The organism is Rhizobium sp. CECT 9324, assembly GCF_918741265.1.
In the GTDB taxonomy this organism is placed as follows: domain Bacteria; phylum Pseudomonadota; class Alphaproteobacteria; order Rhizobiales; family Rhizobiaceae; genus Allorhizobium.
In genome coordinates this window covers 883,373-909,214 of sequence record NZ_CAKKMZ010000002.1, presented here as the reverse complement: position 1 = coordinate 909,214, position 25,842 = coordinate 883,373, and the positions used below count along the sequence as shown (strand labels likewise).

Sequence of the window (25,842 nt, the reverse complement as noted above, 5' to 3'; positions counted from 1 at the left end):
TAAAGTTTAAGCTCAATCGTGGCTCTCCTTGTCGCGCATGCTGAACAGGAAATGCGAATGTCGTCTTTTGCATCGACCCTCCTGAATGAGCTTTCGATTGCGCCCAATCTCGCCATCGCTGCCTTCCTTGGTATGCTGATCGGACTGGAGCGCCAGTGGCGACAGCGATACACGGGTCTCACCACTCACGCGCTGGTTTCGCTGGGTGCAGCGGCCTTCACCTCGCTTGGCATGCTGATCGACGGCGGCACGGATGTGCGCATGGGCGGGCAGGTGGTGACCGGGATCGGCTTTCTCGGGGCCGGCCTGATCATGCGGGATGGGCTGAGCGTTCGGGGTTTGAGCGGAGCGGCGACAGTTTGGTCTACCGGTGCGGTCGGTGTGCTTGCCGGCTATGGCTATTTGATTTCAGCAGCTGAGGCCTGCGCCTTCGTTCTTCTGATCAACCTCACCATGCCTCGCATCGGCGCGCTGATAGAGCGACATGCGCCGGAGAAGGAGAGCGTTGAGCGTTACTACATGATCGAGCTGAAATGCCTTGCCGAGGAAGAGGCCGTCGTCCGCTCAGCCTTGCTGCAGGCGATGGAGACGCGAAAGCTGCGGCTCCGGGGGCTTGAAAGTCACTCTGCGAGCGAGACCGGCATCGTCGCGGTCGAAGCCGTCGTCTACACCGCGAGCGAGCAGAATCAGCTGGTCGAACAGGTCGTCGGCGATCTCAGCCTGTCGCCGCTCGTCCAGTCCGGCAAGTGGACATCGACGGCCGCACCCGAATAGATACTGCGGGCGTAGCGACAACGAATGTCGGCTCGTCTACTGGCGAGCACGTCGGTAGGTTTTGGCGCCAGTCCGACCGATATTGCCAAACAACCGCGCGAACGCTTGGCAATAGCAGTGAGGAACACGGCGTCCGGACATCGTATCGCTATTTGACGGCTGAATTCCCGCCGTCTGCGAACAACGCAGATCCGGCAACGAAACTTGACATGGAGCTCGCAAGGAACAACGCGGCGCTCGCTATTTCTTCCGGTTGCGCAATTCGTTTCATGGCGTGCAAGCCTGCGGCCCATTCTTTCTGCGCTTGGTCGCCAGCCATCGCAGTATCAGAACCGCCGGGCATGAGCGCATTTGCCCTGATGCCCCTGCTGGCATAGTCGGCAGTGATCCCCTTTACGAGCCCCATCAATCCGGCCTTGGACGCTGCGTAAACCCCCATGCCCGGAAGACCGACGCTGGTCCCGACAAAACTGGATGTGAATATGATAGAGCCGCCGCCTCTCTCGAGCATCGCGGGGATTTGGCTGAGGCTTGCCATGAAGGCTGAAGTCAAATTGGTCGCGAGCGTTTCGTGCCATTCTGACAGAGTCACTTCCGCGAGAGGCTTTAATGGTCCGACCATTGCTGCATTGTTGAAAGCAATATCCAGGCCGCCGAATAATCGCACCGCTTCAGCAGTAAGTTCGTCGTGCGTTTCCGGCTGACTTATATCACCCACCACGATATGGGCTCTGCCGCCTTTGCCCCGGATCGTGTCGGCGACTTTTTCCAAACCCGGAGTGCTTCTGGCATTCAGAATTACGGCAGCACCCTCGGCAGCAAACAGCAATGCTGCAGCGCGGCCTATCCCTGATGATGCGCCGGTGATGATAGCGACTTTCTCTTGCAACATTCCCATGATTGGCTACTTGTGTGGGAGCCTTGGCATAGGTGATAGGGGAAGTAAGCGACCACCCGTTTCTTGCCGCAAGATCCAATTGCCCCTTCATCCCGATACAAAGCTATGTTGATTGCCAACAACAGCTACCGTTGGCGAGAATGACCGAAAATGGCGCACGGCCGAAGGGTGTTGATTTTTCAGCAGGATTTGGCTCATTTTTCGTTTTGCACTCAACCAGCAAATCCGTTGTAACCAATTGTCTGCAAACATCTTTTCGGTGCCTGACCGAATTATCGAGAATGGAAAATTATGTAGCAAATGCCACAGAGCGGCCAGCATCCAGTCATTTCAAGTGCAAATCTAGGCACCTATCCGCCTTTTGTCTCTAGCCCGGAGGCTTCGGACAAAACGATACTTGCAACTCCTTCACGAGGGCTAGTTCGTGCGTTCGCTCAATGACTTTTTTTGCGAGGCGTTCAGGCATTGGGAGGTCCTGTAGTTCCTTCGACCAAGTATCAGCGGCTTTTTGAACCGTGTCGGTCACTACCTTACGGGCAACCTTGGCTGGAATATCGCAAAGTTCGGCTACTCGTTCGAACCGTTGCAGTTTGACGATGAAGGGATTCAGTGTTTCCCTGAATTTCAGCGCCAGATCGTCCTTGCCATCGTATAGAAAAGTGGGAACGATGTCGTAGGCTGGTGTAAGACTACCAGTTGCGCCATCGACATATAGTAACGAATTGTTCTTCAGGTGCGCGTCGCCATTTCCTATCATTATATTGACAGTCAATCTCCGCACCATCTCGACAAACGCTCGTGATCCACCCCCGAAACGACGGGACATGTTGACGACGGTCTCCTCGTTCGCAGCCGCATACTTACGGTCTTTGTGAGCGCCGAGAACCTGGCAGAAATCCTCCATATGGATTCGCCTACCGCCCGCGCGGTCAAATCTAGAGACGGCCAGAACATACGCACCGTGTTCAAGAATGTCTTCGCTGATATCAGACACCGAATCCGAGGCCACCAATTCGCAGTTCGGAATCGAAACGCCGGCAGACTCGGCGAGCTTCATCGAACTGAATTCGACTTCGGGCAGAAACTCGAACTTCGGACTGGGTAATTTGGCTATAATGTCGCCGTTGATTCCCGTAGCAGGAAATGTGAGGCGCTCGTCCCGTTTCATCATACTCATCTTGAGCTGCACACCTGCTAGAGAGAAGCGGATGGCCTTGGGTTGACCTGCTTCTTCGATCTCCTGATGCAGCGGCGTCGGATAACCCCCCTCAGCGCGAACGACAACAGCGCCCGGTAGATCGTGGCCAAGGTACGCAAGTACGTCGAAGTCTGACGTTCGCCCGCTGGGAAGCCCCTTGTTCACCAGATCGCGCAGGGCACCTTCGGGAAGCAGATTACTGAACCATGGATGTAAATCGCGGCCAGGCTGGGTTATGGGGCCGGATTGCAAAATTTTGACGGTGCGTTCTTCGTCTCCTAGAAATCGCACGGACGAACTTAGTATTGGTCGGCTTTCCCCAAGCTCGATGTATGAGCGTTCAACTTCGAAACTCATCATATCCGCTTCATCGCGTACAAGTGTACCGACACGAACTTCCTTTTCATTGGATACGATGCTTACACCAAGCGTATCGGTCATATATTCGATCCCCTTTGGCTTTCTTCATCATCGCCATCCGGAATAAAAATGTCATCCATGACGTTACCCGCGAACGGCCGCTTCGTTTGTGTGGGAGGGGACAGGTGTTCATCGATGATTGAATGCACCCGTCTCGCCAATTTCTTGGGAACGAAGATAATCTCAGCCTCCAGAGCTTCCGCGATCGCCTGAAGTGTTTCCGCCTGAGGGTTTTGTCTTCCCGTTTCGAGCCTGGAAACATAACCCTGATCGATCCCGATCAGCATACCCAACTCACTCTGGGTCATTCGAAGGCTTTTCCTCAGCTTCTTCACGCCTACCATAAACTGAAAGAACATGTGCACTCCAAATAATATGATATTTGATTCATTTTCAGAGAAAAATATGGGTTGTAATTCATATTAAATCAATAGGGCACAAACGCATAGTATGAATTGAAAATCATAAACTGATTTAAAAAATGTATCTGATATCATATTGCACTATGCTCTGTATGCTTGGAAATCAAGCGAGACAGGAGCGGATTGAACACCTCCCTGAGTATCTATCGATTGATCTCCCAAAGCCTGCGGCTGCCGACCTCGCCAGAGTGCTTGAATCAGGTCCTGCTTGTAGAGACCGTCGAGGATGGCGGCGAAACGGCTGGTGAGGTCTTCGACCATATCGCCTAGCTTCTCCTGGGCCACGAAACGCTGCGCTAGTTCCGCCACCTTACCCTTCAACTCGTCCACCATGCCTGCCATTCCCACCCTCCGGTTTCACAACCAGAAGGTAGTTCTCATGGCACCCGGAATCTTGTGGAATTTGCTACATAATTTTGCAATTTCCTGAGTGTTGTTGGCGAGCGACCGCCCCTTTTTCACCCTGACTTACCTCCGGCCATCGTCCTGTCATATGGACCACAACTGTGTGCAAAAACGCTATTCCAGAGCGCGCGTCACGTCGTCAAACAGTTCATCAACCGTAAGATCGCGGTCGATCAAACCCTGCTGCCGGCAATAGAGAATTATCGTTTCCAGCGTCTTGCGATTCGCATCGACACCGTAGGGCCGCGTATCCAGGCCCTTTAATCCTGCCTTTGCCTTACTTTCTTTCAGCATCCGATAAAGTTCACGCACCAGATCTGGCCGTTGTTTCGAAAGATCCTCGCGCACCACAAAAACGTGGTTGAGCGGAATGACCCCGGTGCGCTCGAACCAGGTCTTTGCCGCTTCCTGCGGATCGGCGATGACTGTTTTCAGACGGGGATCATCCGGCATATTACTACCCAGCATGGCCGCATCCAGCGAACCGTCGAGCAGCATGTTGGTCAGTTTTTGCCCCTCCTCACCACGCGTGACGTTCGAAGGTTCGCTATAGTTCTCAACATGGGCATCTTCGAAACAAACCCAGGTGATTTTGCTCAAGTCCACACCATACTCATTCTGCAGTATCCCGCGGACCCAGGCGCCGGTGGTCTGCGTATAGGCACGCACGCCGACCTTCTTGCCCTCCAGATCCTTTGGCGAGAGCACCTGGTTTTCAGCATTGTAGGCAATGCAATGGTGCTGGAAGCGGCCGGAGATAGGAGCCGGCATCAAAACCAGCGGCGCACCGCGCGCCTTGGCCATCAAAAAGGTGACGATCGCCAGTTCTCCGGCCTCGAAGGCTGCATCCCGGACAAATGCCTTGAAACCCAGGTTTGAAGGGTCGTAGTCGGCATAGTCCAGCCGCAATAGCGCAGAATTCACCTCTCCGCTGCGCAGCGCGCGGGTGACGCCGTATTCGGCAAGAAGCGTATAGATCGGGGTCTGTGTCTCGGTCATGGCGGTTTCCTCGGGTCCAAATGGAAGCTTGCGGGCTCAGAGTTCGTCGACGGTGCGCGGGAAGACAGACTGGAAACCTTCCGCGTATTTCGCCGCCCGGCCGCCTGACTGGCCGCCAGAATTACGCATGAAATGATTGGCCCGGTTTTCCGCGACGCGCGTGTAGTATTCCCAGAGGTGTTCCTGGCCCTCCATGCATTCGATCGCTGCGCGCTTCTTGTCCCAGACAGGTGTTATGTCGAGAAAGACGTCGGGCTTCCATGCCATCTGCTCGGTCTGGTGCGGCTCAAACAGGTAAAGCTGCGGCGCACCCAGAACCTCCTGGCCCGGTTTGTGGCCCCAGGCCTGCGCGATCATGCGGGTCTCGAGCGCGATCTGCGTCGCGTACATATGGTCGGTGTTGTAGGGATCGTATTGCGAATGGCTGAGCATGAAACTCGGCTGCACGTCGCGGATCACATCCACCAAGCGATACTTGTCCTCATCGGTCAGCCGCAGCGGATAATCACCCAGGTCGAGGCTGACGAGATTGTGCACGCCCAGCGCCTTGGCCGCCCTCTCAGCCTCCGAGCGGCGAGCTGATTTCACCTTGTCGAGCGTCATGCCCGGCTCCTTCCAGAGCTTGGCGGATTCGCCGCGCTCGCCGAACGAGAGGCACACAACGGTCACCTCATATCCTTTGTCCGCATGCAGGGCGATCGCGCCCCCGCAGCGCCAGACGAAGTCGGCTGCATGCGCACTGATAACCAGAGCTGTTTGTTTCTGTGACATAAACTTTCCTCCCGTAAGATTTCATCGGCCCCCGTCGTTCGGCGGCACAGTCTTCCTTGCGCGGCTCCTAGTCGCCGCCATTCAGTCGGGTAATCCGTCGCTCGCGAAGAAGCACCAATGCTCCAAAGACCAGGATGAACAGTCCGTTGATCCCCAGGGCCCAACGGGCGCCGATGAGACCAGCAAGACCGGCGCTTGCTGCGGTACCCAACTGCACCAAGCCACGGTTAAGCATGAGGATCGAGATAACCCGCCCCCTCACCTCGTTCGGCACCCGCATCTGCAGGATCGTATTATTTGCCGCGTTGTAGGCAATGTGGAACGCTCCCGCAGCCAGCAGCAGGACGGGCGCCACGGCGAGGTAAGGACTGGCTGCGAACACAACGAGAATGGCACCGAAGCCGATCAGGAAAGCCATCATCCACCAACCGGACGCAGCGATCCCTGGCAGACTTGCAAGCATTAAGGCCCCAATGACGGAGCCGCCTGCGGCAAAGGCCATCAACAGGCCAAGCCCTTCCGGTCCGATCTGGAAGACATCATGGGCAAACAAGGTCAGGATGCTCAGATAGGGCTGACCGAAGAATGTCGGCACCAGCGCGATCAGTACAAGCATCAGAACTGTTCGATCGCCACGCACAAAGGACAGGCCCTCGGCGATACTGCGGCCGAGCGGCAGTGATGGCGCGCGGATCGGCTCGGGCGGAAAGCGCATCGCTTGAAGTGATCCGATCACGACGACGAAGCTTGCTGCGTTCAGGGCAAAACAAACACCCGTACCCAGCGTTGCAATGATCAGGCCGGCGAGCGCCGGGCCGATGATCTTGGTCAGGTTCACGGTCATGGAATGAAGCGCTATCGCATTCGGCAGATCGCGCCTCGGCACCAGTTCGGAAATCAGCGAATGGCGAACCGGCATGTTGAAAGCCGTGAAGATGCCTCGCCCTGTCGCCACAGTCAGGATCGCCCAGAGTGGCGCACCGCCCCAAATGACCATCGCGGCCAGAAATATGGCCAGTACCATGGCGACCGCCTGTGTCAGCATCATCAGCCGACGGCGCGGCAGGCGATCAGCCATGGCGCCGCCGACCAGCACCAAGAGTAGGATTGGCAGGCCTCGGCAAAGATTGACCAGGGCAAGCTGGAACGGCGAACCGGTTGTCGCCACGACGAGCCAGTTCAGCGCCACCTGATCCATCCAGTCACCCGTGTTGGAAACAAGCGTTCCCGTCCACATCAGGCGATAGTTTCGGTGGCTCAGCGCCGAAAATGCCGTCCTTATCCTGCTTGCTGACCTGCGGACCATGGTGTTCCCCAAACCTTGCGATCAGCCGTTCATCCGCGCCAGCGCAGCGCCGAGCCTTGGATAGACATGCAGCACATTCTCGTAAAAGATCTTGCGGCGGTCCTCATCAGTCAGCCAGGGCACGTTGTCGATATAGCGCTTGGTGTCGTCGAAGCGATGGCCTGTCTCGGGATCGATACTCTTGACCGCCCCGATCATTTCCGAGGCAAACAGCACATTCTTGACCGGGATCACCTTGGTCAGAAGCTGTACGCCCGGATCATGATAGACGCAGGTATCAAAGAACACATTATCCAGCAGCAGTTCCGGCAAAGGCGGTCGCTTCAGATCCTGAGCCAGTCCGCGGTAGCGGCCCCAATGATAGGGAACGGCGCCGCCGCCATGGGGTATGATGAACTTTAAGGTGGGGAAGTCCTTAAAAAGATCCGACAGTAGAAGCTGCATGAAAGCCGTCGTGTCGGCCGCAAGATAGTGCGCACCCGTACCGTGGAAACACGGATTGCAGGAGGAGGCGACATGTACCATCGCTGGCACCTCTAGTTCCACGAGTTTCTCGTAGAGCGGATACCAGTAGCGATCCGTCAGCGGCGGATCGGTCCAGTAGCCGCCCGAAGGGTCGGGATTGACGTTGCAGCCAACGAAACCCAGCTCCGTCACGCAGCGCTCCAGCTCGGCAATGCAGTTTGCCGGCGATACACCCGGCGACTGCGGCAGCTGGCACACGCCAACAAAGCTTTTCGGGAAGATCTGCGTCGCGCGGTAAATAAGATCATTGGAGACCTCCGCCCATTGCTGGGACACTTTCGCGTCACCCTCGTGATGAGCCATCTTGCCGGCCCCCGGGGAAAGGAGCGTGACATCCGTTCCGCGCTCGCGCTGGAGGCGCACCTGATTGTCTTCCAGTGTCATGCGGATCTCGTCGTCGGAAATCACCAGTTCGCCGTTGTGAGGAGCGGCGACCTTGGCCTTGAACGCCTCGAGCTGGCGGGCGCGGAAGCCTTGCAGTGCCTGAGGCGCGGTCGTGTAATGTCCGTGGCAATCGATGATCATGTCTTTATCCTCTTGGATCGGCAAATGGGCTCAAAAGCCTGCTTCGTCGATAAACAGCTCGGCGACAGGCACGTCGCGGGCCATCAATTGCTGTTGTTCAGCGTAGAGTTTCAGCGCCTCGATCGAGGGGCGATTGGAAGCAAGACCGTAGGGCAGCGGATCCGGACCAACGATCTTCATCAGCTTGCGGCGATCCTCGTCCTGTTTGCTAGAGGCCTCACCCGAGCGCAGACGTGCCAGGTAGATCTCCTTGGCCTGCAGGAAGGCATTGTAGATCTTCGGCGCGACATCGGGGTGAGCTGCAAGGATTTCGTCACGGATCACGAGCGTCGAGTGCATCGGCAGGATGCCGGTTCGCGCATACCACTGCGCTTCCGCGACCTTGCCGTCGGGTATCAGTTCGGGATAGCTGTCTACCGGCTTGGCCGAGGCCGCCCAACCCTCGGTTGGCGGTCCGGCACGCCCGATCCCGGCATTGGCGGTGAAACCTGCCTGCACCTCGCCCGCCGCCATCAGATCCGCCAGAGAATGGCCATCATGCGCGTGAACGACATTGCTCGGCAGGCTCATCTGGGCGACATGCTCCTCATCGTCGACGACCCAGGTAACCTTCGAGCAATCGAGCCCGTATTCGTTCTGCAGCACGCCTCTGGTCCAGACACCGGTTGTCACCGAATAGGCGCGAACGCCGACTTTCTTGCCTTCTAGATCCTTCGGATGGGCGATGCCGGCATCCGGGCGGATGACGAGCCCGGTATGGTGAAACTTGCGCTCGAAGAAGATCGGCAGCGCCGTATACGGGGCACCATGAGAGCGGGCGATGTAGTAGGTCGTCGACGCCAGTTCGCAGACGTCGAACTCCAGATCTCGCACCATCCGGCGATAGGCGGCAATCTGGGGTTCCACCTCGATGAACTCGAATTCGATCCCATCGAGGGTGACGGTACCATCCTTCAACGGCATGGTATGACCCTGACTGCGGACGGATATGGTCAGGCGAAGTGTGTCGGCCACGGGAACGTTCCTTTTCTATCTTGTTCGGGATCTCAGGCGCGACCGGAAAGCCGGCGTCCCGTTTCGAGCGCCGAAAAAGACCTCGCCGGCGCCGCCAGCAGCAGGTCGAAACCGTCGGCGAGCACCTTCTCGACATTCTTTGAGCCCACATGCGGATGGCCGACCCGCATGCCGCGGGCCTTGCAGATACCAACGATCTCGGCCATGGCCGCCACCACCTCCGGATGGTCATACTCGCGCGGATAGCCCAGTTCCTGGCTGAGGTCGCCTTCACCGATCATCACTGCGCCGATACCCGCAACCTTCGTCAACATCTCATCAAGATTGGCGATGCCAGCGAGGTCCTCGATCATCAGGATCACCAGGATTTCGCCATCCGGCGCCAGCGGCCAGACATCGGCCTTGCTGTAATATTCGCCGGCACCGATGCCCCAGAAACGGGATGCCGTCTTGGGACTGTCGCCACGGATGCCCTGCGGTTCGAACAGTGGTGCCGTTTCGCGGCGGGGATAACGGCACGATGCTACGGCGTTATAGGCTTGCTCGGCAGTACTTACATGCGGCCAGACCACACCGAATGCGCCCATATCCAACGCCTGCTTGGCGAGAAACTGGTTCATCTCGCCACCGTTGGCAGGAATACGCACAATGGGCGTGACGGCCGGCGCGCCGGTTTTGGCGATCGACTTGCGGCTGATCATCCACTGGAGGGTGTCGCGCAACTGGGCGGGATCCCAGGGGCGGTGCTCCATTTCATAGATGACGCCGTCATAGGGCGCCTCGGTCACCCAGAGCGCCGATTCCATATCCGCCGGTGCGAATGTGCCGAACGCCTTGCGTCCCTGCTCGAAAGCGCCGATCACCGAGTTAAGTCGTGCCATTTTTTGTCTCCTCCCTTTGCTTGTGCAAGCTGCCCCGACCACTCATGCGGGCAGGTGTGCCTGCGTTCCCAGCAGGCGTGTCGTATCGTCGAACAAGTCATCCACATCGATCGGATGCGAAATCACGCCTTGGGCAAAGGCAAAGCGGATCGCGGCCTCAAGCGAGGGCCGCAAGGCCTCCAAGCCGAACTGGCGCATCTGCATTCCCCCTGCCTCCGGCGTATCGCGGTCGCGACTTTCCAAGAGCAACCGGTAGATGTCGCGCACGACATCGGGGCGTTGCGTGGCAAGATCGGCATGAACCACCGCCATGTGGTTCATTGGTATGACGCCGGTGCGCCGGTGCCAGTACAGTCCGGCCGTTTTGGGGTCAGGGATGACCGGCTGGAGACGCGGATCGTCGGGCATGTCGCTGCCCAGAAGGGCGGCATCGACTTCACCCGCAAGTAGCATGCCGAGCGGGGTCTTGCCCTCGTCCACACGAACCACATTGGCCGGATCACGAAACTCCTGCAGATGGGAATCTTCGAAGCACACCCAGGTCACACGGGCCGGATCGACGCCATGTTCCTCCTGCAGGACACCGCGGACCCAGACCCCCGTGGTCTGCGTGTAGGAACGAACCGCGACCCGGCGCCCCTGAAGGTCTAAGGGCGCGATCACGCCGCGATGTGCGTCGTAGCAGATGCAATGGTGCTGAAACCGTGCGCCGATGACGGCCGGCAGCAACACCAGAGGCTTACCGAGGGCGCGCGCCTGCAGATAGGTCACTATGGCAAGCTCACCGAAATCGAACCGGCCCTCTCGCACCATCGGCTTGAAGCCGTCGAAAACCAGCGGGAAATCGACATAGTCGAAGCTGACAAGATCGCTTCCGATCCGCCCGGCCTTCAGCGATTTCGTGCTGGCATTGTCGGCCAAAAGCGTCGTCAATGTCACAGGTCCGGCGGCCGGATAACGCTTGTCCATCAGTGCGCCTCGGCTGATGCAAGGCGCGGGTACAAAACTTCTGCAGTCCCACCAAGGATCATGTCCCGGTCTGCTTCGCTGAGCGAGGCAAGATTTTGCTTCGCGCGGGCAAGGATCTGCGTAAGCGTTCCTTCCGATGCGGGATAGTTCGACCCGAAGGCGCAACGGTTTGCGCCGAAGGCACCGACTAGCATTGGGAAAAACGTCTCAGGCGAGGCGGCACCTGACGCTGCAAGATCGAAGGTGCGCGGCGTTACTTTCAGGTAGATGTTGGCATGATCCGCCAAGTCAAATAGCGGGCGGGCGTTTGCGTATGGCGGCCCGTCGGTAATGTCAGCGCGCGCCAGATGATCGATGACGATCCGTGTCTGAGGAAATCGCTTGGCCATTTCGACAACAGTCGGAAAAGCCGGCATCCGGCACTGGACACAAATGGGAAGACCCAGTTCGCCAGCTTTCTGCCAGACGGGAAACGACCGCGGGTCGTTCAACCAGGAAAAATCGAATGTCAGCTTGCTGCCGCCGGTATAGAGGCGCAGGCCCGTAATGCCTTTGGCGATCCATCCTTGCATGACGTTGACCGCATTCGGCGAAAGCACGTCGATCGTGCCGACCGCGGTGAACCGGTCGGGATAGCGAGCCACAGCCTCGGCCACATAGCTGTTGTCATAGCCGTAGCAAGAGGCTGCCTGGACCAATGCGGAGCTGACGACGCCTGCCTCGTCCATCGCCGCGACCATGGTCTCAATGGTAACGTGATGCTCCTTGGACCAGTCCGACTGCTTGCCACCCAGCGGCGCACGCGGATAGCCTACTTCGTCGTCCGAGATCACATGTGGGTGGATATCGTGAATTCGCTGCTCCATGGGCTTTCAACCTTCTCCCTTCACTCTTCACGGACGGTAGCGGCATGCTCCCGGAGTGAGTTCCGGAAGACGCCTCAGCAAACGCCGGACGGTTGTTTCGACATACGGAAGCGAAGACATCCAGATGGGTGCCGCCAACAGCTGCTCCACTGGTCGTTCCGGATGGTCAACCGCTTCTTCTCGACCACGAAGCTAACGGGAGCGGAGAATTGAAGCCAATCGGAAGCGCGATACGGATCATAAGAAAATGAGAGACCAGGAATATCTGTTCTTAAAATATATATTGATATTATTTCATTTATTCGTCTGAACGATGCGTCTATCGGCAACGCCTAACGACGAAGCGGCCGCCCCTTGCACGAGGCGGCCGTGTTCTTTGGACTGGTGTTTGCGATGTGTTATGCGGATCATACCGACGGGATAACACGCAGAACGGGGAACATCTGTCCGATCCATGTCAGCGGCCAGTTCATCGTCAAGAGCTGGTCGAAAACGGTATAGACGAACAGCGTGACTCCAATCGCCATCGGCAGCACGAGGCTCCAGCGCTCTCGCCCTTCGAAGCGCATAAAGCCCGCAACGAAGAGCGGTATCGTCGGAAGGATGCCGATGGCACCCATCGAGACGAGGAAAGCCAGAAGCCAACCGGCAAACATCGATGCGCGGCGCAGGATTTCCGATGTCGCCAAGCCTTCGTTGTCATCGACAAGATCCATGTGGATCGCCTCGCTTACGCCGGCCCGCGCCTCCTCCAGTGGCGAGGGTGCGGTAATGCCCCTGCGGAAGACCGCATTGCACAAAGTACCCAGTACCGCGACGAAGGCTATTCCGGTTACGATCTGCGGCACCAGCGCCGTAGACCAGCCCCAGCCGGATGTCCTCCAGAACAAGAATGCCATTGCAGCGAGAAGAGCGACGGGAAAGATGTCAACGAGCGAGAACCTCGGCGATCCAAAGTTGAGGTCCCAGCCTTTGTGCCTTGCCAAAAGCGCAGCAATTACCGGCCGAAGAATCCCGAGTAGCGCAAGTCCGAGGACGATCACCACCAGCGGACGCAGCAGCCAGTCGGCGCCATAGAGGCGGATCGAAATGAAAAGCTGCCGCTCGATCGTGTCGCCCAGAACAACACCCAGGATCAAGGGTGCGCGCGGCCAACGCAAACGCTTCATTGTCCAGCCGGCAAGGCCAAGGACCAACAGCGTTACCAGATCGCCCCATTGCCGGGACCCCTCGTAGGCCCCGATAAAGATGATGCAGACCACGACCGGTAGAACCAGCGTGTAACGCAAGGTGGCCAGGCGGGCAAACTGGGGACTAAAAGCATAGCAGAGCCCAGCACCAATGATGTTTGCAATCGCGATGGACCAGACCATTGAATAGGTAATCGACAGGTTCTTGGTGAGCATGTCGGGACCAGGGACGAGGCCCTGAGACAGGAAAGCGCCCAGAATGATCGCCATGCCGGCGGAACCCGGGATGCCAAACGCGATTGTGGTGATGAGCGAGCCACCTTCTTTCGCATTGTTTGCGCTTTCCGAGGCGATGACGCCGCGTACATCGCCCTTTCCAAATGTCTGACTGCCACCCTTCACTGTCCTGGCGGCATGGGCATAGGCCACCCAATCGACAACGGCACCACCGATACCTGGAATGGCACCGAGCGCCGTGCCAATCCAGCTACAGCGCAGAATCAGCCACCATTCCCGAAAGCAATCCTTGGCACCTTGCACAATGCCGAGGTTCACGTTCTGCAGCGGTTTGCCTTTCAACGAGTGACGCGAGACCATCATGTCGCAAAGTTCCGGCAAGGCAAAAAGACCCAGCGTTAGCGGCACCAGAGGCAAACCTTCCCAGAGATACAGGCTTTCAAAGGTCCATCGAAAAGCACCGGTCCGCGGTTCTGAACCTATCATCGAGATCATGACCCCGATCGCCGCAGCCGCCAGCCCGCGCAGAGGCGTACTGCTGGACAGGGCCGCCACCATTGAAAGGCCGAGGATCGATATCGCCAGCATTTCCGGCGTACCGATATAAAGCATGACCGGTCGCAGCACCGGTACCGAAAGCCCCAGCAGCACCGCACCGAACAGGCCGCCCATCAGGGATGACATGTAGGCGGCACTCAGAGCGCGTCCGGCCTCCCCGCGCTTTGCCATCGGCAGGCCATCAAGCACGGTGGCCGCCGATCCCGCCCCGCCCGGCACACCGAACAGGATTGCGGGTATGGGATCGCCTGTTGAGGTGGTGGCGCCCAGTCCGAGAAGAAATGCGAATGCGGTGTAGGGATCCATGGCGAAGGTGAAGGGTAGCAGCAAAGCGGTGCCGGCCAGACCTCCGATACCAGGTACAATCCCGAGGATCACACCGAGAAACGCTGCCAGAAACAGAACACCCAGGCGCATTGGATCCGCAAGTATCACCAACGCATCCCAAGCCGCGCCCAGCATGCTTACACTTTCGACGGGGTCCATTGTTCGTCCTATTCGTCTTTGTAAGTTGATCTGCCGGAGCCGAGGCTCCGGCAAGCGACGTTGGCCGTGTTAGCGGGCGACCAGAAGTCCCTTGACCATGTCAAGCACTTCGGGCTTCGTCGCATAGAGGTCATCAAGGATCTTGTGGATCTCTAGACCGGGGACCATCTCAACCGTGGCATTCTGCTTGGCGACTTCGGCGATGAATCCCGGATCCTGTGCCGTAGCCTCGAATGCGGCACGCAGTGCAGCCAGCCGATCCTCCGGGACCTCGGGCGGAGCCGCGAAGGGGCGGCCGGCATCCAGTGGCAGGAACATGAATTCAAACACCGCGCGAGCCTTGGGGTCGGTGACGCGGTCGAGGATCATCGGCACATCTTTTACCGCAGGGTTTGGTCTCATTGCCAACTGCGCAACGACATTCAGTTTGCCCTCAGCCAACCAATTGGCGTCATTGCCTCCGAGAAGGCTGGTGGTTGTGACGGCCCGACCCTGTACCTCCCCCCGTTCCATGGCGAGCGCGATTTCGTCATTGCCCTTGTAGCCTGGAATGATCTCCATCTTGCTGCCGAGATATTCGTTGATCATCGCCGGGAAGGTCCGGTTCTCGTTGTTGAACGATGTCGAGCCGATGGTGAGTGGATGGGCAAACAGGTCATCCAGTGTTTTCACCGGGGTGTTTTCCCAGGTAATCAGGACATAGCTTTCCTTGTTCAGGCTGCCGACCCAGTTCACTTCGCGCGGATCGAAGGCAAGTTTTTCCGCCGAGACAAGAGGCAGGTAGAGATTGTTTCTCTGAAGCGCGCCGATCACGGTGCCGTCACGGGGCGCGCTGTTTTGCAACTGAGCCGCCGCCGTCAGGCCGCCGGCGCCGGGTACATTGGTCACGATGACATTTGGATTGCCGGGAAGATGCTTGGACATGAACGGTGCAAAGGCGCGGGCATAGAGGTCGGCACCGCCACCCGGTGCCGCCGAGACGATCAACGTTACGGTATTGCCCTTGTAGAATTCTTCAACCGTCTGGGCATAGGCCGGCGCGCAAAGAAACGCGGCAGACAGTGCGATGGTCGCTGCAGTAGCAAGTTGTTTCAGTTTCACGGTTTTCTCCTCCCGTTTGATGATGCCGGCCTGAAGGCCGGTATCCGTTGATGTTTCAGGCCGTCAGAAGTGACATGACCGGTGCGACGGTCTCCTTGTTACGCAGATCAAGCACCTCCTCGAGGATCTGGATCTGCCGATCGCTCGTCAGGAGGTCTCCCGTTACCTCCTTGAATTTTTCGACGACCGGCGCACGCGCAAGACCCCTGTCGGGGAACGAATGGCCCGGCGGATGGAGGCACTCCGTTGCGATGGTCTCCCCACCGGCCAAGTGAACGCGGATCTGACAGGGCATCGCGTCTGGCGAACGCGCCCGCAGATCCTCGGAGACCGACAGCCGAACCTTGGCAGTCAGCGCTCGCGTTGCGGGCTGAGCCCAGCGTTCGTTCTCATACTGGCGCTCAGTCAGTTCGCCGTCCATCAGCACCACCGCCGGCAGGAAGGTGAAGCTGTGGTCAGCGGTCTCGTGCGTCGACGGCGTCAGGCGTGCCTTCTCGGCCTGTTGTTTGCGGATGATCGGCAGGTCGGCCATGATCACGTCGATCGCCTCGATCTGATCTACCCGGCCCGCAAGTTGCCGATGCGCCTCCAGTGCCGCGATGATCGAGGCTTGGGCTGTGCCAATGCATGCGAAGGTCTTCACATGCGACCCCAGAATGAACAGGTCGTCTACCGGTGCCCAAAGCCTCTCAAAACCAAGCGCTGGATCAAAAACCTCCTGCATGCCCCAGCGATGATCGAGAACCTGCTGCGGTCCTGTCATGCCCTTTGCTGCGAGAAGAGTGAGTTGAACGCCTTCGCGCGCTAGCAGCGCGCCCACCATGTTCTTCGCACCCGAAAGCTCGCCATAGCGGACGATCGAGGGGGTCGCGCAGCGCGCAAACGCCAAAGCCAGGGCGTTTGCCTGGCGTATGTCGTCCAATCCCATGATCCGGCCTGCCATTGCGGCGGCAACCACACCCACGGCACTCGCCCCATCCCAGACGCTGTGCATCGGCATGAGGTCGCGCAGGCGGCGGAACAGCTCATATCCCATGATGATCGCCGTGAGCACATCGCGCCCCGCAGCACCCTGCGCCTCACCCACGGCTAAGGCCGCCGCCAAAACGTCGCTGCAGTGTCCTCCGATATGTAGTTTTCCATCCTTCTGGATAAACTGGACATCGTTGAAATCTTGCGAACGGACCAGGGCACAGTTCAGAAATGTCGCATCCAGCACTGAGCCTCGGCTGGAATGGCCAATCAGAGTACAGACAGGTTTGCTGCCCAGCTCATCGATCATGCCCGCCACCCGACGCGGGGCTGCTGCGTTTCTTGCCGAATAGGCACAGGCGACGGAATCAAGAGTGAGCAGTTCGGCTTGCCGCAGTGCCAAATCGCCATCATAGGCCGGATCCGCCGAAAGCGTCCATTTCGCCAAGCTTGCAATCGAAGTGTCCCGGATACTTGTGTTCATATCGCTCATCAGTTTCCTTGCGGTCGTCTAAAGCCGGTGGCCGGCTGGTTTTCGTGGTCGGAAGAAGGCAGGCGGTTCGTTGCCGACTGCAATAGGAGGCAGATCAACATCGACCTCCCCCTCAATCCAACGGTCATTTGACGCGCCGGCGCTTGAGACATCGAACCATGGTCCGGCTCGCCTCTAAGCGACCGGGTTCCCATCCCACGGGCCGAAACAGTAGACCCGCTTCCCGTCCTGACTTCGTCTATTGGATACTCCTCCTGCCGAACTCCCATCCGGCACGATACAGTCAGCCTTCAAAGGGCGGTAGTTTCAAATTAGAACTGCGTTACCCGGCATAAGAAAATAGGACCCAGCCTATTCGAAAGCCGATCGGCACCGCCGGGTGGGTCAAGTGACGACGGCAGACACCAATTCATCAACTAACTGATAAATATATATAATAAACAAAAAAATGGCGCCGAATTCAGCCTCGCAACGATTGTTAGTGGCCGCATCTTGACGCACCATCCATAATGGTGGCTGAATAAATCCATGTCGACGATTACCGCAGAACCGACAACAGCCGGTGACAACACGCCGCTTCCGAACCTGCGCCACTTGCGGGCGGTTGAGGCCGTGGGTCGACATGGGAGCATCGGAAAGGCCGCACTGGAGTTGCGTCTTTCCCAACCAGCCGTCACCCAGGCGGTCGCCAAGGTCGAAGCCGCGCTTGGGCGCAACCTGTTCGAACGACACCAGAAGGGCACTTACCTGGCGCGCACCGGAGAGGTCTATCTCAATCGGGTGCGACGCTTCATCGACCAGTGCGATGCAGCCTTTATCTCGGTTAGCAACGGAGAACCGGGACGGGCACGTTACCTCACCAGCGTGCAGGTCCGAGGCCTGATCGCCCTTTCCGCCAGCACCACCTTTTCCCAGGCAGCCCATATCAGCCGCATTTCGACCTCGTCACTTCATCGAACTGTGCGTGATCTCGAGGCGTTGGTGGGGCAGCCACTCTACACGAGTTCTCCCTCTGGCCTGCGGATGACCGATACCGGTGCCAACCTCGCCCGCCGGCTTGCTCTGGCACTGCGCGAGATGGATGCTGCCCTCGACGAAATCAGTTCACTCGATGGCCTTGAGGAGGGAAAAGTCCTTATTGGCGCGCTCCCCATGTCTGGAGCCTATCTGATCGGGGCGGCCATTGCGCGGTTGACCGAACGTTTTCCAAAAGCGAGGGTCGTGGTGACAAACGCCCCCTATGCGATCCTCTTCAACAGCCTTCGCAATGGCGGGATCGACATGATCTTCGGCGTTCTGCGCCGGCCAGACTGGGACATGGAGGTCACGGAAGTTCCGCTGTTCACCGATCCTTACTGTATCGTGGCCCGATCGGGGCATCCGCTCGCACGCCAAAGCAAGATCACGCAATCTGATCTCCTCAGTCACGACTGGATTGCGCCGGGTCAGGGCACGCCGCGGCGACGGGAATACGATGCTTTGTTCGAAGGGCAAAGCCAGCAACCGAACATGCTGATCGAAACAAGCTCGATGTCGACCATCCGGGCAATCCTGGCTTGTAGTAACCGGCTGGCGCTGGTCAGTCGTCACGAGATCGAGATGGACGAACAGCTGGGCCTGCTCGCTGTTTTGCCATGGGCGCCAAGCTTTCCGCCGGCGACAAAGGGCATCTCCATCCGTTCGAACTGGCTGCCGACACCGATTCAACATCAGTTCGTCGACATATTAAAAGAAAGCGTGCAGGCACTCGACAAGGGGTCATGATCACGCCTGTTCAGTACTCACAGAGGCCGGAGCCGTCGCCCCTTGCCACCTCATCGCTGACGCCGCCAGCCAACAAGCAGACTGGCGGCTCTCAGCAATAGTAGGGCTTTCGGGAGAACGGCTACAATGAAGGTGCGAAGTCGTCGTAGAGCGTGGACTGCAGTTGGCATTTGAGCACGCTCCCGGGCCAACTTCTTCGCGTTGAGAGGATCTGAACGTACGACCCGCCGCCCTAAAGTCCCAACCGACTGATATATTGATATTTTCTTCCAACGCCTGCGGCTGAAGGGTCTTGCATTGCAAACTGTCAGAAAACTGCATAAATTTCTGACAGGAGAATAGCCATGCAACGACTGACAACACAGATCATGGCCTACGCCGAACAGCTGCCCGAGGGAACGGCGCTGTCCGCAAAGGCCCTCCTGCATTTGGGAAACCGTGCCGCGCTAGACCAGGCTCTGTCGCGTCTATATGACCGCGGCGAGCTCGTTCGGGCTGGTCGTGGGATCTATCTCAAGGCGATCAAGAGTCGCTTCGGAAGCCGGCCGCCGACAGTCGAGCAAGCTGTCGAAGCCGTTGCACACCAGCGCGGCGAGGTCATCGTTTCGAATGGCGCCGCGGCTGCAAATTCATTGGGGCTATCCACGCAGGTTCCGATCCGGTCCGTCTACTTCACATCCGGCCGCAGCCGAACCATAACTGTCGGCAGCCAGATGGTCGAGTTGAAGCACGTGCCGCGTTGGCAGCTCGCCTTGGCTAACAAGCCCGCCGGCGTCGCTGTCCGCGCGCTGGCTTGGCTTGGTCCGGAAAGGGCAGAAGAGGCCCTTCAGAGCATCAAGCGGAAGCTTTCCGCAGAGGCGTTCGGTGAGCTTGTTGCAGCGGCACCTCAATTCCCCAGTTGGCTTGCTCAGAGTGTAGGAAAGGCCGCTCATGGCTGAACAGTTTTTGCGACTGTCCCGCGAAGATCGAAGAGAAGTCCTTGCGATCGCAGCGGAGAAGACTGGGCGGCCGATCCATCTCCTGGAAAAGGACGCGTGGGTTGTCTGGGCTCTGCAGACCCTTTATGGAACGGCGCTCGACGACCACCTTGTCTTCAAAGGCGGCACGTGCGTGCTTGCAACAAAAATTGCGCATTTCGCTCAGAGGTAGAGGCGCTAGCGTTTTCAACACGAAGACGCCAATGGAAAAGGCGGATGCAGCCACCTGAATCCGCCTATTGTCGTCAACCTGAAGGATCATCACACTGCGATGGGTGTTATCCAGGTAGGATTTGTGTTTTCGGCGCTATCAACAACCGCCTCGACAAAAGCGACACCCCTCAGCCCATCATACGCCAAGGGAATGTTACGCCCGACCGCCGTGGGTTCACGCCCCTCCAGCCGGGCACGGATCGCCTCCGCAAAACCACAATATAGGTTTGCAAAGGCCTCCAGATAGCCTTCAGGGTGGCCTGGCGGCGTTCGGGAACGGACTTTGGCATCTTCTGAAAGATCGTCGCCACCGCGCTTGATAGTCTGCACGCGGCCATCGAGTGGCGTGTAAATCAGCTCGTTCGGCTGTTCCTGAAACCACTGGAATGAGCCTGTCGAACCAAAAACCCGCAGCCGCACGCCGTTCGAGTTTCCGAGCGCTACCTGCGACGACCACAGAAGGCCCCGCGCCCCACCTTCATAACGCATCATGACATGTGCGTTATCATCCAGAGCGCGTCCTGGGACAAAGGTTGCAAGATCGGCGGCAAGCTTTTCGAGCGTAAGCCCGGTGACGAATCCGGCAAGATGGTAGGCATGAGTGCCGATGTCGCCGATCGAACCGCCACGCCCATTCTTTTTCGGATCGGTGCGCCACGCCGCTTGGGCATTGCCTTTCTGCTCGATCGCGGTCGCCATCCACTCCAGCGGGTATTCAACCTGTACCGTTCGGATGTCGCCGATCTCGCCTTGCGCCACGCGAACACGCGCCTCATGAACCATGGGGTAGCCGGAATAGGTATAGGTCACACCGACGAAACGGCCGGATTGCCGCGACAGCGCCTCAAGAGCAATTGCATCCTCGATCGTCGCTGTGAGAGGCTTCTCGCAGATGACATCGAACCCGGCTTCAATGAGGGCCTTGGCGATTGGATAGTGGGTGAAGTTTGGCGTACAGATCGCCACGGCATCGACACGGTCCGCGCGTCCACGTTCGCCAGCAATCAAATCCTGGTACGACCCGTAGCTTCTCGCCGGATCGAGACCCTCGTTGATGGCGAACTCCCGGCCACGATCCGGATCGACATCGAACGCGCCGGCGATCAAAGTCCAATGGCCGTCCAAGCGCGATGCGAGGCGATGGATGTTGCCGATATAGGCACCCTGACCGCCACCAACCATTCCGAGACGAAGCGGTCTCCTGCTCATTGTTCCTCCAGTCCGAGCATGGCCCGGTTCGCGCTGCGATTTGCGCCTGATTTTACGAAATCATCGAAAGCCCGGTCCGAGACGCGAATGATGTGATCGGCAATGAAGCGCGCGCCTTCAGCCGCGCCGTCCTCAGGATTTTTGACGAAGCACTCCCATTCGAGCACCGCCCAGCCGTCAAAGCCGTAAGTCGTCAGCTTGGTGAAAATGGCACCGAAGTCGATCTGGCCGTCGCCAGGACTTCTGAAGCGGCCTGCCCGTTTGGACCATGGCTGGTAACCGCCATAGGCACCTGATTTTCCGTCGGGGCGGAACTCGGCATCCTTCACGTGGAAGGTCTTGATCCGCTCGTGGTAGTGATCGATGAAGGCCAGATAGTCCATGCCCTGAAGGACCAGATGCGACGGGTCATACATGAGATTGGCGCGGGGGTGCTCATCGACCTTATCGAGGAACATCTCCCAGCTATGACCATCATGCAGGTCCTCGCTTGGGTGAATTTCATAGCACACGTCCACACCGTGCTCGTCGAAATCGTTCAGGATCGGTTTCCAGCGGCGGGCCAGTTCATCGAACCCCTCCTCAACAAGACCTTCCGGCCATTGCGGGTACGGGTAGAGATATGGCCAAAGGAGTGCCCCTGGGAACGTCACGTGACGATCGATACCGAAACGCTTTGATGCACGTGCGGCAAAACGCAACTGCTCTTCCGCCCAGGCGCGCCGCGCGCCGGGATTTCCGCGAACATGTTCGGGGGCAAAACTGTCCATGATCTTGTCGTGGGCCGGATGCACCGCTACGAGCTGTCCCGTAATGTGCGACGCCAGTTCGGTAATCTCCAGCCCATGCTCACCGAGCATGCCTTTGAGGTCATCGCAATAGGTCTGGCTTTCGGCGGCCTTCTTCATGTCGATCAGTCGAGTGTCCCACGTGGGTATCTGGACACCCTTGAAGCCCTTGTTCGCTGCCCAGCGACCGAGGGATTGCAACGAATTATAGGGGGCGTCGTCGGCTGCGAACTGTGCCAGGAATACGCCTGGTCCCTTGATTGTCCGCATCTCAGGCCTCCAGCTTCTTTGCTGGCACGGGAGCGTCATCGTAACCGCCATAAACCGATTGATCGAATGGGATGACTGCCCCGGTCATCATGCCACTCTCGTCGGATGCCATCCACAGCACTGTGCGGGCAACTTCCTTAGGATCGAGAATTCGGCCGAACGGCTTTGCAGCGGCTGCGCGGTCGATGAAGTCCGGATCGCCCGTCTCCGAGAGAATGAGTTTACGCTCGTGATCCGAGTTCATCCAGCCGATGTCCAGCTGGTTGACATGAATACGGTGACGCATGAGCGAGAAGCCGGCATGGCGGGTGACCGTCGACAGCGCGCCCTTGGACGCCGCATAGGGGGCCAGAAATGGCTGGCCGGCCAAGCCGGACATGGAGCCGATGTTGACGATCCGCCCCTCGATGCCTTCACGGATCATCACCTTGGCGGCGTCCTGAATGAGAAAAAACGGTGCGCGCGTATTGACCGCGAACATCCGATCGAAGAGGTCCGGCGTGGTGTTCAACATGTTGCCACGGTCGGTAAGGCCTGCGGAATTCACCAGGATATCGACGCGGCCGAAACGTGCGTCGGTCGCTGGGATGATGGCTTGCACATCTTCGATAATGCCGAGGTCGGCCGCCACCAGCTCGACCGGCACGCCGGTCTTGTCGGTGATGCGCTTGGCGACAGCCTGGCCCTTTTCCACGCCGCGACCGACGATGACAATGCCAGCGGCCCCTGCCTCTGCAAACTGCTCGGCGATCGCCGCTCCCAAACCTTGCGTGCCACCGGTGATGACCGCGACTTTTCCCTCAATCCTGCTCATTTCATGACCTCATAACCTGCAGCGTCCATGACGCGGAGAAGCTCTTTGTGTCCCTTTCGGGCCATTTCCAGTGGTGGGTTTTTGACGGGGTCTTGCTCCGCTTCGACGACGAACCAGCCTTCGTAGCCCTTGTGCGCCAAGGCCCTGACGATAGTTTCAAAGTCGAGGCTGCCATCGCCGGGAACGGTAAAGGCTCCCTTGATCACCGCGTCGAGAAAACTCTCGGATTTCCGGTCGAGCGCATCGACCACATCACCACGGATGTCCTTCGTATGGACATGGGTGATGCGTGCATGGTGATTTTCGATCACGCGCAGCACATCACCGCCCGCGAATGCCATATGTCCAGCATCGAAGAGGAGCGGCACGGACGAGTGCTTCATCAACAGGTCGAGTTCACTTTCCGTCTCGACCGCTGCTGCCATGTGGTGATGATAGGAAATTGGCATTCCCTGCCCGGCGCACCAGTCAGCATACTCCGACAGTTTTCGCCCATATGCAGCCATCTCTCGCTCGTCGAGCTTGGTCTTGGTTGAAAGGGGAGCAGAGCGATCACCCTGGATCGAGCGTGCTGTTTCACCGTAGACGATGCAAGGCGCACCAGCTGCGATGAAAAACTCCATCTGTTGGGCTATACGGTCCTTCTCGGCTTCGATATCGCCATCAAGCAGCAGGCCGGAGAACCAGCCGCCGCAGACGGAAATTCCGTAGCGCGCAAGGATCGGTCCGAGCTCGCCCATATCCATTGGAAAACGTCGGCCGGTTTCCATGCCGGTGAAACCTGCCTCTGACGCCTGCCTTAGGCATTCTTCGAGACTGACGTCGTCAGACAGTTCGGCGAGATCGTCGTTCCACCAAGCGATGGGTGCAATTCCAAGTCTTGCTTTCATGTCAAACTCCCAGCCGCTGCGCTTCGCGGATTTTTTCCTGAGCTGCGCGCGCAGCACGCACGCTTTCGAACGTCGAGACTTCGGGAACGCCGACATCCCAGTCCGCGTCGCCGGGAACCCACTTCCAGGCATCGGAGACAATCGAGATGAGCGTTACGCCGTCATTTCCTTGCGCCCAGATCATTGCATCTTCGAGATCGGCAAGGCTTTCGACCTTTCGTGCGCTGGCTCCCATGGCTTCGGCGTGCTTGACGAAGTCGACATGCAGGGGATTAGCGCGGTCCTGAACGCGGCAGTCGGCAAGGAGATTGTTGAAGCCCGGAACCCCTTTTGCCTGCTGAAGGCGGTTGATGACGGCGTAGCCACCATTGTCGCAAACCACGACGATCATCCGGTGGCCGGTGAGTGCGGCGGAGTAGATGTCGGAGTTCATCATCATGTAGGTGCCGTCGCCGAGCATGACGATCGGTGTGCCGCCGGCACTGCCTGGGCCGTCCTGGGCCATGGAAACGCCCCAGCCGGCGGCGATTTCATAGCCCATGCACGAGAAGCCGAATTCGCAGTCGAACGTGTTCGGGTTCTTGACGCGCCAGCCCTTAGTGACCTCTCCCGGTGTACCGCCAGCCGCCGCGATCAGAGTATCTTCAGGGCGGGCAACCTTGTTGAGAATGCCAACCACCTGAGCGTAAGACGGAACCGGGGCATTCGTCGGAGCCTGATGCTCGTCCAGCAACTGGTTCCACTCTGAAAACAACGATTTCGCCTGCTGCATGAGGGCTGGATCGGCTTTGTAGTTCCCGAGCGCTTCGTCCAGTTCGACGATCGATTCAAGTGCATCGCCGACGACCGCGAGCGCACGATGCTTGATTGCGTCGAAGCGGGCCGCATTGATCGAGATGAACTGGGCCTCGCGCGAAAATGCAGTCCAAGAACCGGTCGTGAAGTCCTGCAGTCGTGTCCCGACAGCTATGATGACGTCCGCTTCTTTTGCCAATGCATTGGCAGAGGTCGAACCGACGATCCCGATGGGACCCGCATGAACTGGATGGTGATGGGTGAATGCACCCTTGCCAGCGATCGTTTCGACAACGGGAATGCCACGCTTTTCTGCAAACGCTGCAAGTTTGTCTTCGGCCCCCGAATAACGGACGCCGCCGCCCGAGATAATCAACGGGCGCTTCGCATTGGCAAGCAGCTCGGCCGCCTGAGCAACCGAGTCCCGATCAGGACGCGGACGTGGAATCTTCCAGACTTTAGGTTCGAAAAATACCTCGGGATAGTCGTAGGCGAGTTCCTGCGTATCCTGGGCAAGGCCGATAAATGCCGGACCACAGTCGGCCGGATCAAGCATAGTAGCGATAGCCTGAGGCAGCGACTGCAGCAGCTGCTCCGGAAGGACAATGCGGTCCCAATACCGAACAACTGACTTGAAGGCGTCGTTTGCGGTCAGCGTCGGATCACCAAAATGCTCGACTTGCTGAAGGACTGGGTCGGGCAGACGGCTGGCGAACGTGTCTCCTGCGATAAGCAGTACCGGAAGCCGGTTCGCCATGGCAACGCCCGCTGCGGTGACCATGTTCAACGCACCAGGACCGATCGACGTCGCGGCCACCATGAGCTGCCGACGACGCTTCGCCTTGGCGAAGCCGATTGCTGCCAGCGCCATGGATTGTTCGTTCTGGCCGCGCCATGTCGGCAACTGGTCCTGAACCGTTTCCAGTGCCTCGGAGAGGCAGGTTACGTTGCCATGGCCAAAGATGGCGAAGACACCGGCGAACAGGGGCACGCGCTCGCCTTCTATCTCGGTAAACTGGTTGCATAGGTAGCGTACAAGGGCCTGAGCCATGGTCAGGCGTAAGGTCTTCGCGGTCATCTCGCCTCCTCCTGCGGATGTGAATTTAGGTTTG

23 protein-coding genes and 1 pseudogene are annotated in these 25,842 nt (G+C 58.4%); 4 read left to right on the top strand and 20 right to left on the bottom strand.

Annotated features, from left to right (window positions below):
• Window positions 1-57 precede the first annotated feature (57 nt).
• Window positions 58-774: an MgtC/SapB family protein gene (locus tag LQ231_RS23950; RefSeq protein ID WP_230174475.1), complete on the top strand. Its 717-nt coding sequence runs from the start codon at window positions 58-60 to the stop codon at window positions 772-774.
• Between the two features lie 148 nt (window positions 775-922).
• Here the strand turns inward: LQ231_RS23950 and LQ231_RS23945 are convergent, their stop codons facing one another.
• The 15 genes from LQ231_RS23945 to LQ231_RS23875 form a co-directional block, all read right to left on the bottom strand.
• A complete protein-coding gene (locus tag LQ231_RS23945) occupies window positions 923-1,672 on the bottom strand; it encodes an SDR family oxidoreductase (RefSeq protein WP_230174473.1) in 750 nt (249 codons plus the stop codon).
• Window positions 1,673-2,039: 367 nt separating this feature from the next.
• On the bottom strand, window positions 2,040-3,311 hold the full coding sequence (locus LQ231_RS23940; protein WP_230174471.1) for a HipA domain-containing protein: 1,272 nt from the start codon (window positions 3,309-3,311) through the stop codon (window positions 2,040-2,042).
• On the bottom strand, window positions 3,308-3,649 hold the full coding sequence (locus LQ231_RS23935; RefSeq protein WP_113144386.1) for a helix-turn-helix transcriptional regulator: 342 nt from the start codon (window positions 3,647-3,649) through the stop codon (window positions 3,308-3,310). The genes LQ231_RS23940 and LQ231_RS23935 overlap by 4 nt, the downstream gene beginning before the upstream one ends.
• A gap of 144 nt (window positions 3,650-3,793) precedes the next feature.
• Complete coding sequence (locus tag LQ231_RS23930; RefSeq protein WP_230174470.1) at window positions 3,794-4,054, bottom strand: hypothetical protein; 261 nt, start codon at window positions 4,052-4,054, stop codon at window positions 3,794-3,796.
• 177 nt (window positions 4,055-4,231) lie between these two features.
• Complete coding sequence (locus LQ231_RS23925; protein ID WP_230174469.1) at window positions 4,232-5,116, bottom strand: ABC transporter substrate-binding protein; 885 nt, start codon at window positions 5,114-5,116, stop codon at window positions 4,232-4,234.
• Between the two features lie 36 nt (window positions 5,117-5,152).
• Window positions 5,153-5,887 carry a PIG-L deacetylase family protein gene (locus tag LQ231_RS23920; RefSeq protein WP_230174468.1) on the bottom strand — a complete coding sequence of 245 codons (735 nt, stop codon included), beginning with the start codon at window positions 5,885-5,887 and terminating at the stop codon, window positions 5,153-5,155.
• 67 nt (window positions 5,888-5,954) lie between these two features.
• Complete coding sequence (locus tag LQ231_RS23915; protein WP_230174467.1) at window positions 5,955-7,193, bottom strand: MFS transporter; 1,239 nt, start codon at window positions 7,191-7,193, stop codon at window positions 5,955-5,957.
• A gap of 21 nt (window positions 7,194-7,214) precedes the next feature.
• Window positions 7,215-8,243: an amidohydrolase family protein gene (locus LQ231_RS23910; RefSeq protein WP_230174466.1), complete on the bottom strand. Its 1,029-nt coding sequence runs from the start codon at window positions 8,241-8,243 to the stop codon at window positions 7,215-7,217.
• A gap of 30 nt (window positions 8,244-8,273) precedes the next feature.
• Window positions 8,274-9,257, bottom strand: coding sequence for an ABC transporter substrate-binding protein (locus tag LQ231_RS23905; protein WP_230174465.1), 984 nt, complete (start codon window positions 9,255-9,257; stop codon window positions 8,274-8,276).
• A gap of 32 nt (window positions 9,258-9,289) precedes the next feature.
• Window positions 9,290-10,138, bottom strand: coding sequence for an aldolase/citrate lyase family protein (locus LQ231_RS23900; protein ID WP_230174464.1), 849 nt, complete (start codon window positions 10,136-10,138; stop codon window positions 9,290-9,292).
• A 42-nt stretch (window positions 10,139-10,180) separates the two neighbouring features.
• A complete protein-coding gene (locus LQ231_RS23895; RefSeq protein WP_230174462.1) occupies window positions 10,181-11,107 on the bottom strand; it encodes an ABC transporter substrate-binding protein in 927 nt (308 codons plus the stop codon).
• Window positions 11,107-11,973, bottom strand: coding sequence for an amidohydrolase family protein (locus tag LQ231_RS23890; protein ID WP_230174460.1), 867 nt, complete (start codon window positions 11,971-11,973; stop codon window positions 11,107-11,109). The genes LQ231_RS23895 and LQ231_RS23890 overlap by 1 nt, the downstream gene beginning before the upstream one ends.
• Before the next feature lie 407 nt (window positions 11,974-12,380).
• Window positions 12,381-14,444 (bottom strand): tripartite tricarboxylate transporter permease, encoded by a 2,064-nt coding sequence (locus tag LQ231_RS23885; protein WP_230174458.1) that lies wholly within the window; start codon window positions 14,442-14,444, stop codon window positions 12,381-12,383.
• 69 nt (window positions 14,445-14,513) lie between these two features.
• Window positions 14,514-15,545 (bottom strand): tripartite tricarboxylate transporter substrate-binding protein, encoded by a 1,032-nt coding sequence (locus LQ231_RS23880; RefSeq protein WP_230174456.1) that lies wholly within the window; start codon window positions 15,543-15,545, stop codon window positions 14,514-14,516.
• Between the two features lie 55 nt (window positions 15,546-15,600).
• The gene (locus LQ231_RS23875; protein WP_230174454.1) at window positions 15,601-17,010 is read right to left on the bottom strand and encodes an MmgE/PrpD family protein; all 1,410 of its coding nucleotides are present in this window, start codon (window positions 17,008-17,010) and stop codon (window positions 15,601-15,603) included.
• Window positions 17,011-17,538: 528 nt separating this feature from the next.
• On the opposite strand from LQ231_RS23875, the gene LQ231_RS23870 reads away from it, so the two are divergent.
• The 3 genes and pseudogenes from LQ231_RS23870 to LQ231_RS23860 form a co-directional block, all read left to right on the top strand.
• Entirely contained in the window at window positions 17,539-18,774 is a 1,236-nt protein-coding gene (locus LQ231_RS23870; protein WP_230174452.1) for a LysR family transcriptional regulator, read from the top strand.
• A gap of 344 nt (window positions 18,775-19,118) precedes the next feature.
• Window positions 19,119-19,712 (top strand): DUF6088 family protein, encoded by a 594-nt coding sequence (locus LQ231_RS23865; RefSeq protein ID WP_230174450.1) that lies wholly within the window; start codon window positions 19,119-19,121, stop codon window positions 19,710-19,712.
• Window positions 19,705-19,881 (top strand): annotated as a pseudogene (locus LQ231_RS23860) (nucleotidyl transferase AbiEii/AbiGii toxin family protein); the annotation flags it as partial. The gene LQ231_RS23865 and the pseudogene LQ231_RS23860, both read left to right, overlap by 8 nt.
• A gap of 131 nt (window positions 19,882-20,012) precedes the next feature.
• Here LQ231_RS23860 and LQ231_RS23855 read toward each other — a convergent pair.
• Genes LQ231_RS23855 through iolD form a run of 5 tightly spaced genes read right to left on the bottom strand, consistent with a single transcriptional unit; the run spans window position 20,013 to window position 25,808 of the window.
• Window positions 20,013-21,173 carry a Gfo/Idh/MocA family oxidoreductase gene (locus LQ231_RS23855; RefSeq protein ID WP_230174448.1) on the bottom strand — a complete coding sequence of 387 codons (1,161 nt, stop codon included), beginning with the start codon at window positions 21,171-21,173 and terminating at the stop codon, window positions 20,013-20,015.
• Window positions 21,170-22,231 carry a sugar phosphate isomerase/epimerase family protein gene (locus tag LQ231_RS23850; RefSeq protein ID WP_230174446.1) on the bottom strand — a complete coding sequence of 354 codons (1,062 nt, stop codon included), beginning with the start codon at window positions 22,229-22,231 and terminating at the stop codon, window positions 21,170-21,172. Before LQ231_RS23850 ends, LQ231_RS23855 begins: the two co-directional genes overlap by 4 nt.
• Window position 22,232: 1 nt before the next feature.
• Window positions 22,233-23,045, bottom strand: a complete 813-nt coding sequence (locus LQ231_RS23845) for an SDR family oxidoreductase (RefSeq protein ID WP_230174444.1) — start codon at window positions 23,043-23,045, stop codon at window positions 22,233-22,235.
• A complete protein-coding gene (gene iolE, locus LQ231_RS23840; protein ID WP_230175052.1) occupies window positions 23,042-23,935 on the bottom strand; it encodes a myo-inosose-2 dehydratase in 894 nt (297 codons plus the stop codon). The genes LQ231_RS23845 and iolE overlap by 4 nt, the downstream gene beginning before the upstream one ends.
• Before the next feature lies 1 nt (window position 23,936).
• Complete coding sequence (iolD, locus tag LQ231_RS23835) at window positions 23,937-25,808, bottom strand: 3D-(3,5/4)-trihydroxycyclohexane-1,2-dione acylhydrolase (decyclizing) (RefSeq protein WP_230174442.1); 1,872 nt, start codon at window positions 25,806-25,808, stop codon at window positions 23,937-23,939.
• Between the last annotated feature and the right edge of the window lie 34 nt (window positions 25,809-25,842).

What these genes read in the sequence shown, in the direction of transcription:
- LQ231_RS23950 (WP_230174475.1), top strand. Translation starts at nt 58, where the DNA reads ATGTCGTCTTTTGCATCGACCCTCCTGAATGAGCTTTCGATTGCGCCC.
- LQ231_RS23945 (WP_230174473.1), bottom strand. Translation starts at nt 1,672, where the DNA reads ATGGGAATGTTGCAAGAGAAAGTCGCTATCATCACCGGCGCATCATCA.
- LQ231_RS23940 (WP_230174471.1), bottom strand. Translation starts at nt 3,311, where the DNA reads ATGACCGATACGCTTGGTGTAAGCATCGTATCCAATGAAAAGGAAGTT.
- LQ231_RS23935 (WP_113144386.1), bottom strand. Translation starts at nt 3,649, where the DNA reads ATGTTCTTTCAGTTTATGGTAGGCGTGAAGAAGCTGAGGAAAAGCCTT.
- LQ231_RS23930 (WP_230174470.1), bottom strand. Translation starts at nt 4,054, where the DNA reads ATGGCAGGCATGGTGGACGAGTTGAAGGGTAAGGTGGCGGAACTAGCG.
- LQ231_RS23925 (WP_230174469.1), bottom strand. Translation starts at nt 5,116, where the DNA reads ATGACCGAGACACAGACCCCGATCTATACGCTTCTTGCCGAATACGGC.
- LQ231_RS23920 (WP_230174468.1), bottom strand. Translation starts at nt 5,887, where the DNA reads ATGTCACAGAAACAAACAGCTCTGGTTATCAGTGCGCATGCAGCCGAC.
- LQ231_RS23915 (WP_230174467.1), bottom strand. Translation starts at nt 7,193, where the DNA reads ATGGTCCGCAGGTCAGCAAGCAGGATAAGGACGGCATTTTCGGCGCTG.
- LQ231_RS23910 (WP_230174466.1), bottom strand. Translation starts at nt 8,243, where the DNA reads ATGATCATCGATTGCCACGGACATTACACGACCGCGCCTCAGGCACTG.
- LQ231_RS23900 (WP_230174464.1), bottom strand. Translation starts at nt 10,138, where the DNA reads ATGGCACGACTTAACTCGGTGATCGGCGCTTTCGAGCAGGGACGCAAG.
- LQ231_RS23895 (WP_230174462.1), bottom strand. Translation starts at nt 11,107, where the DNA reads ATGGACAAGCGTTATCCGGCCGCCGGACCTGTGACATTGACGACGCTT.
- LQ231_RS23890 (WP_230174460.1), bottom strand. Translation starts at nt 11,973, where the DNA reads ATGGAGCAGCGAATTCACGATATCCACCCACATGTGATCTCGGACGAC.
- LQ231_RS23885 (WP_230174458.1), bottom strand. Translation starts at nt 14,444, where the DNA reads ATGGACCCCGTCGAAAGTGTAAGCATGCTGGGCGCGGCTTGGGATGCG.
- LQ231_RS23875 (WP_230174454.1), bottom strand. Translation starts at nt 17,010, where the DNA reads ATGAGCGATATGAACACAAGTATCCGGGACACTTCGATTGCAAGCTTG.
- LQ231_RS23870 (WP_230174452.1), top strand. Translation starts at nt 17,539, where the DNA reads ATGTCGACGATTACCGCAGAACCGACAACAGCCGGTGACAACACGCCG.
- LQ231_RS23865 (WP_230174450.1), top strand. Translation starts at nt 19,119, where the DNA reads ATGCAACGACTGACAACACAGATCATGGCCTACGCCGAACAGCTGCCC.
- LQ231_RS23855 (WP_230174448.1), bottom strand. Translation starts at nt 21,173, where the DNA reads ATGAGCAGGAGACCGCTTCGTCTCGGAATGGTTGGTGGCGGTCAGGGT.
- LQ231_RS23850 (WP_230174446.1), bottom strand. Translation starts at nt 22,231, where the DNA reads ATGCGGACAATCAAGGGACCAGGCGTATTCCTGGCACAGTTCGCAGCC.
- LQ231_RS23845 (WP_230174444.1), bottom strand. Translation starts at nt 23,045, where the DNA reads ATGAGCAGGATTGAGGGAAAAGTCGCGGTCATCACCGGTGGCACGCAA.
- iolE (WP_230175052.1), bottom strand. Translation starts at nt 23,935, where the DNA reads ATGAAAGCAAGACTTGGAATTGCACCCATCGCTTGGTGGAACGACGAT.
- iolD (WP_230174442.1), bottom strand. Translation starts at nt 25,808, where the DNA reads ATGACCGCGAAGACCTTACGCCTGACCATGGCTCAGGCCCTTGTACGC.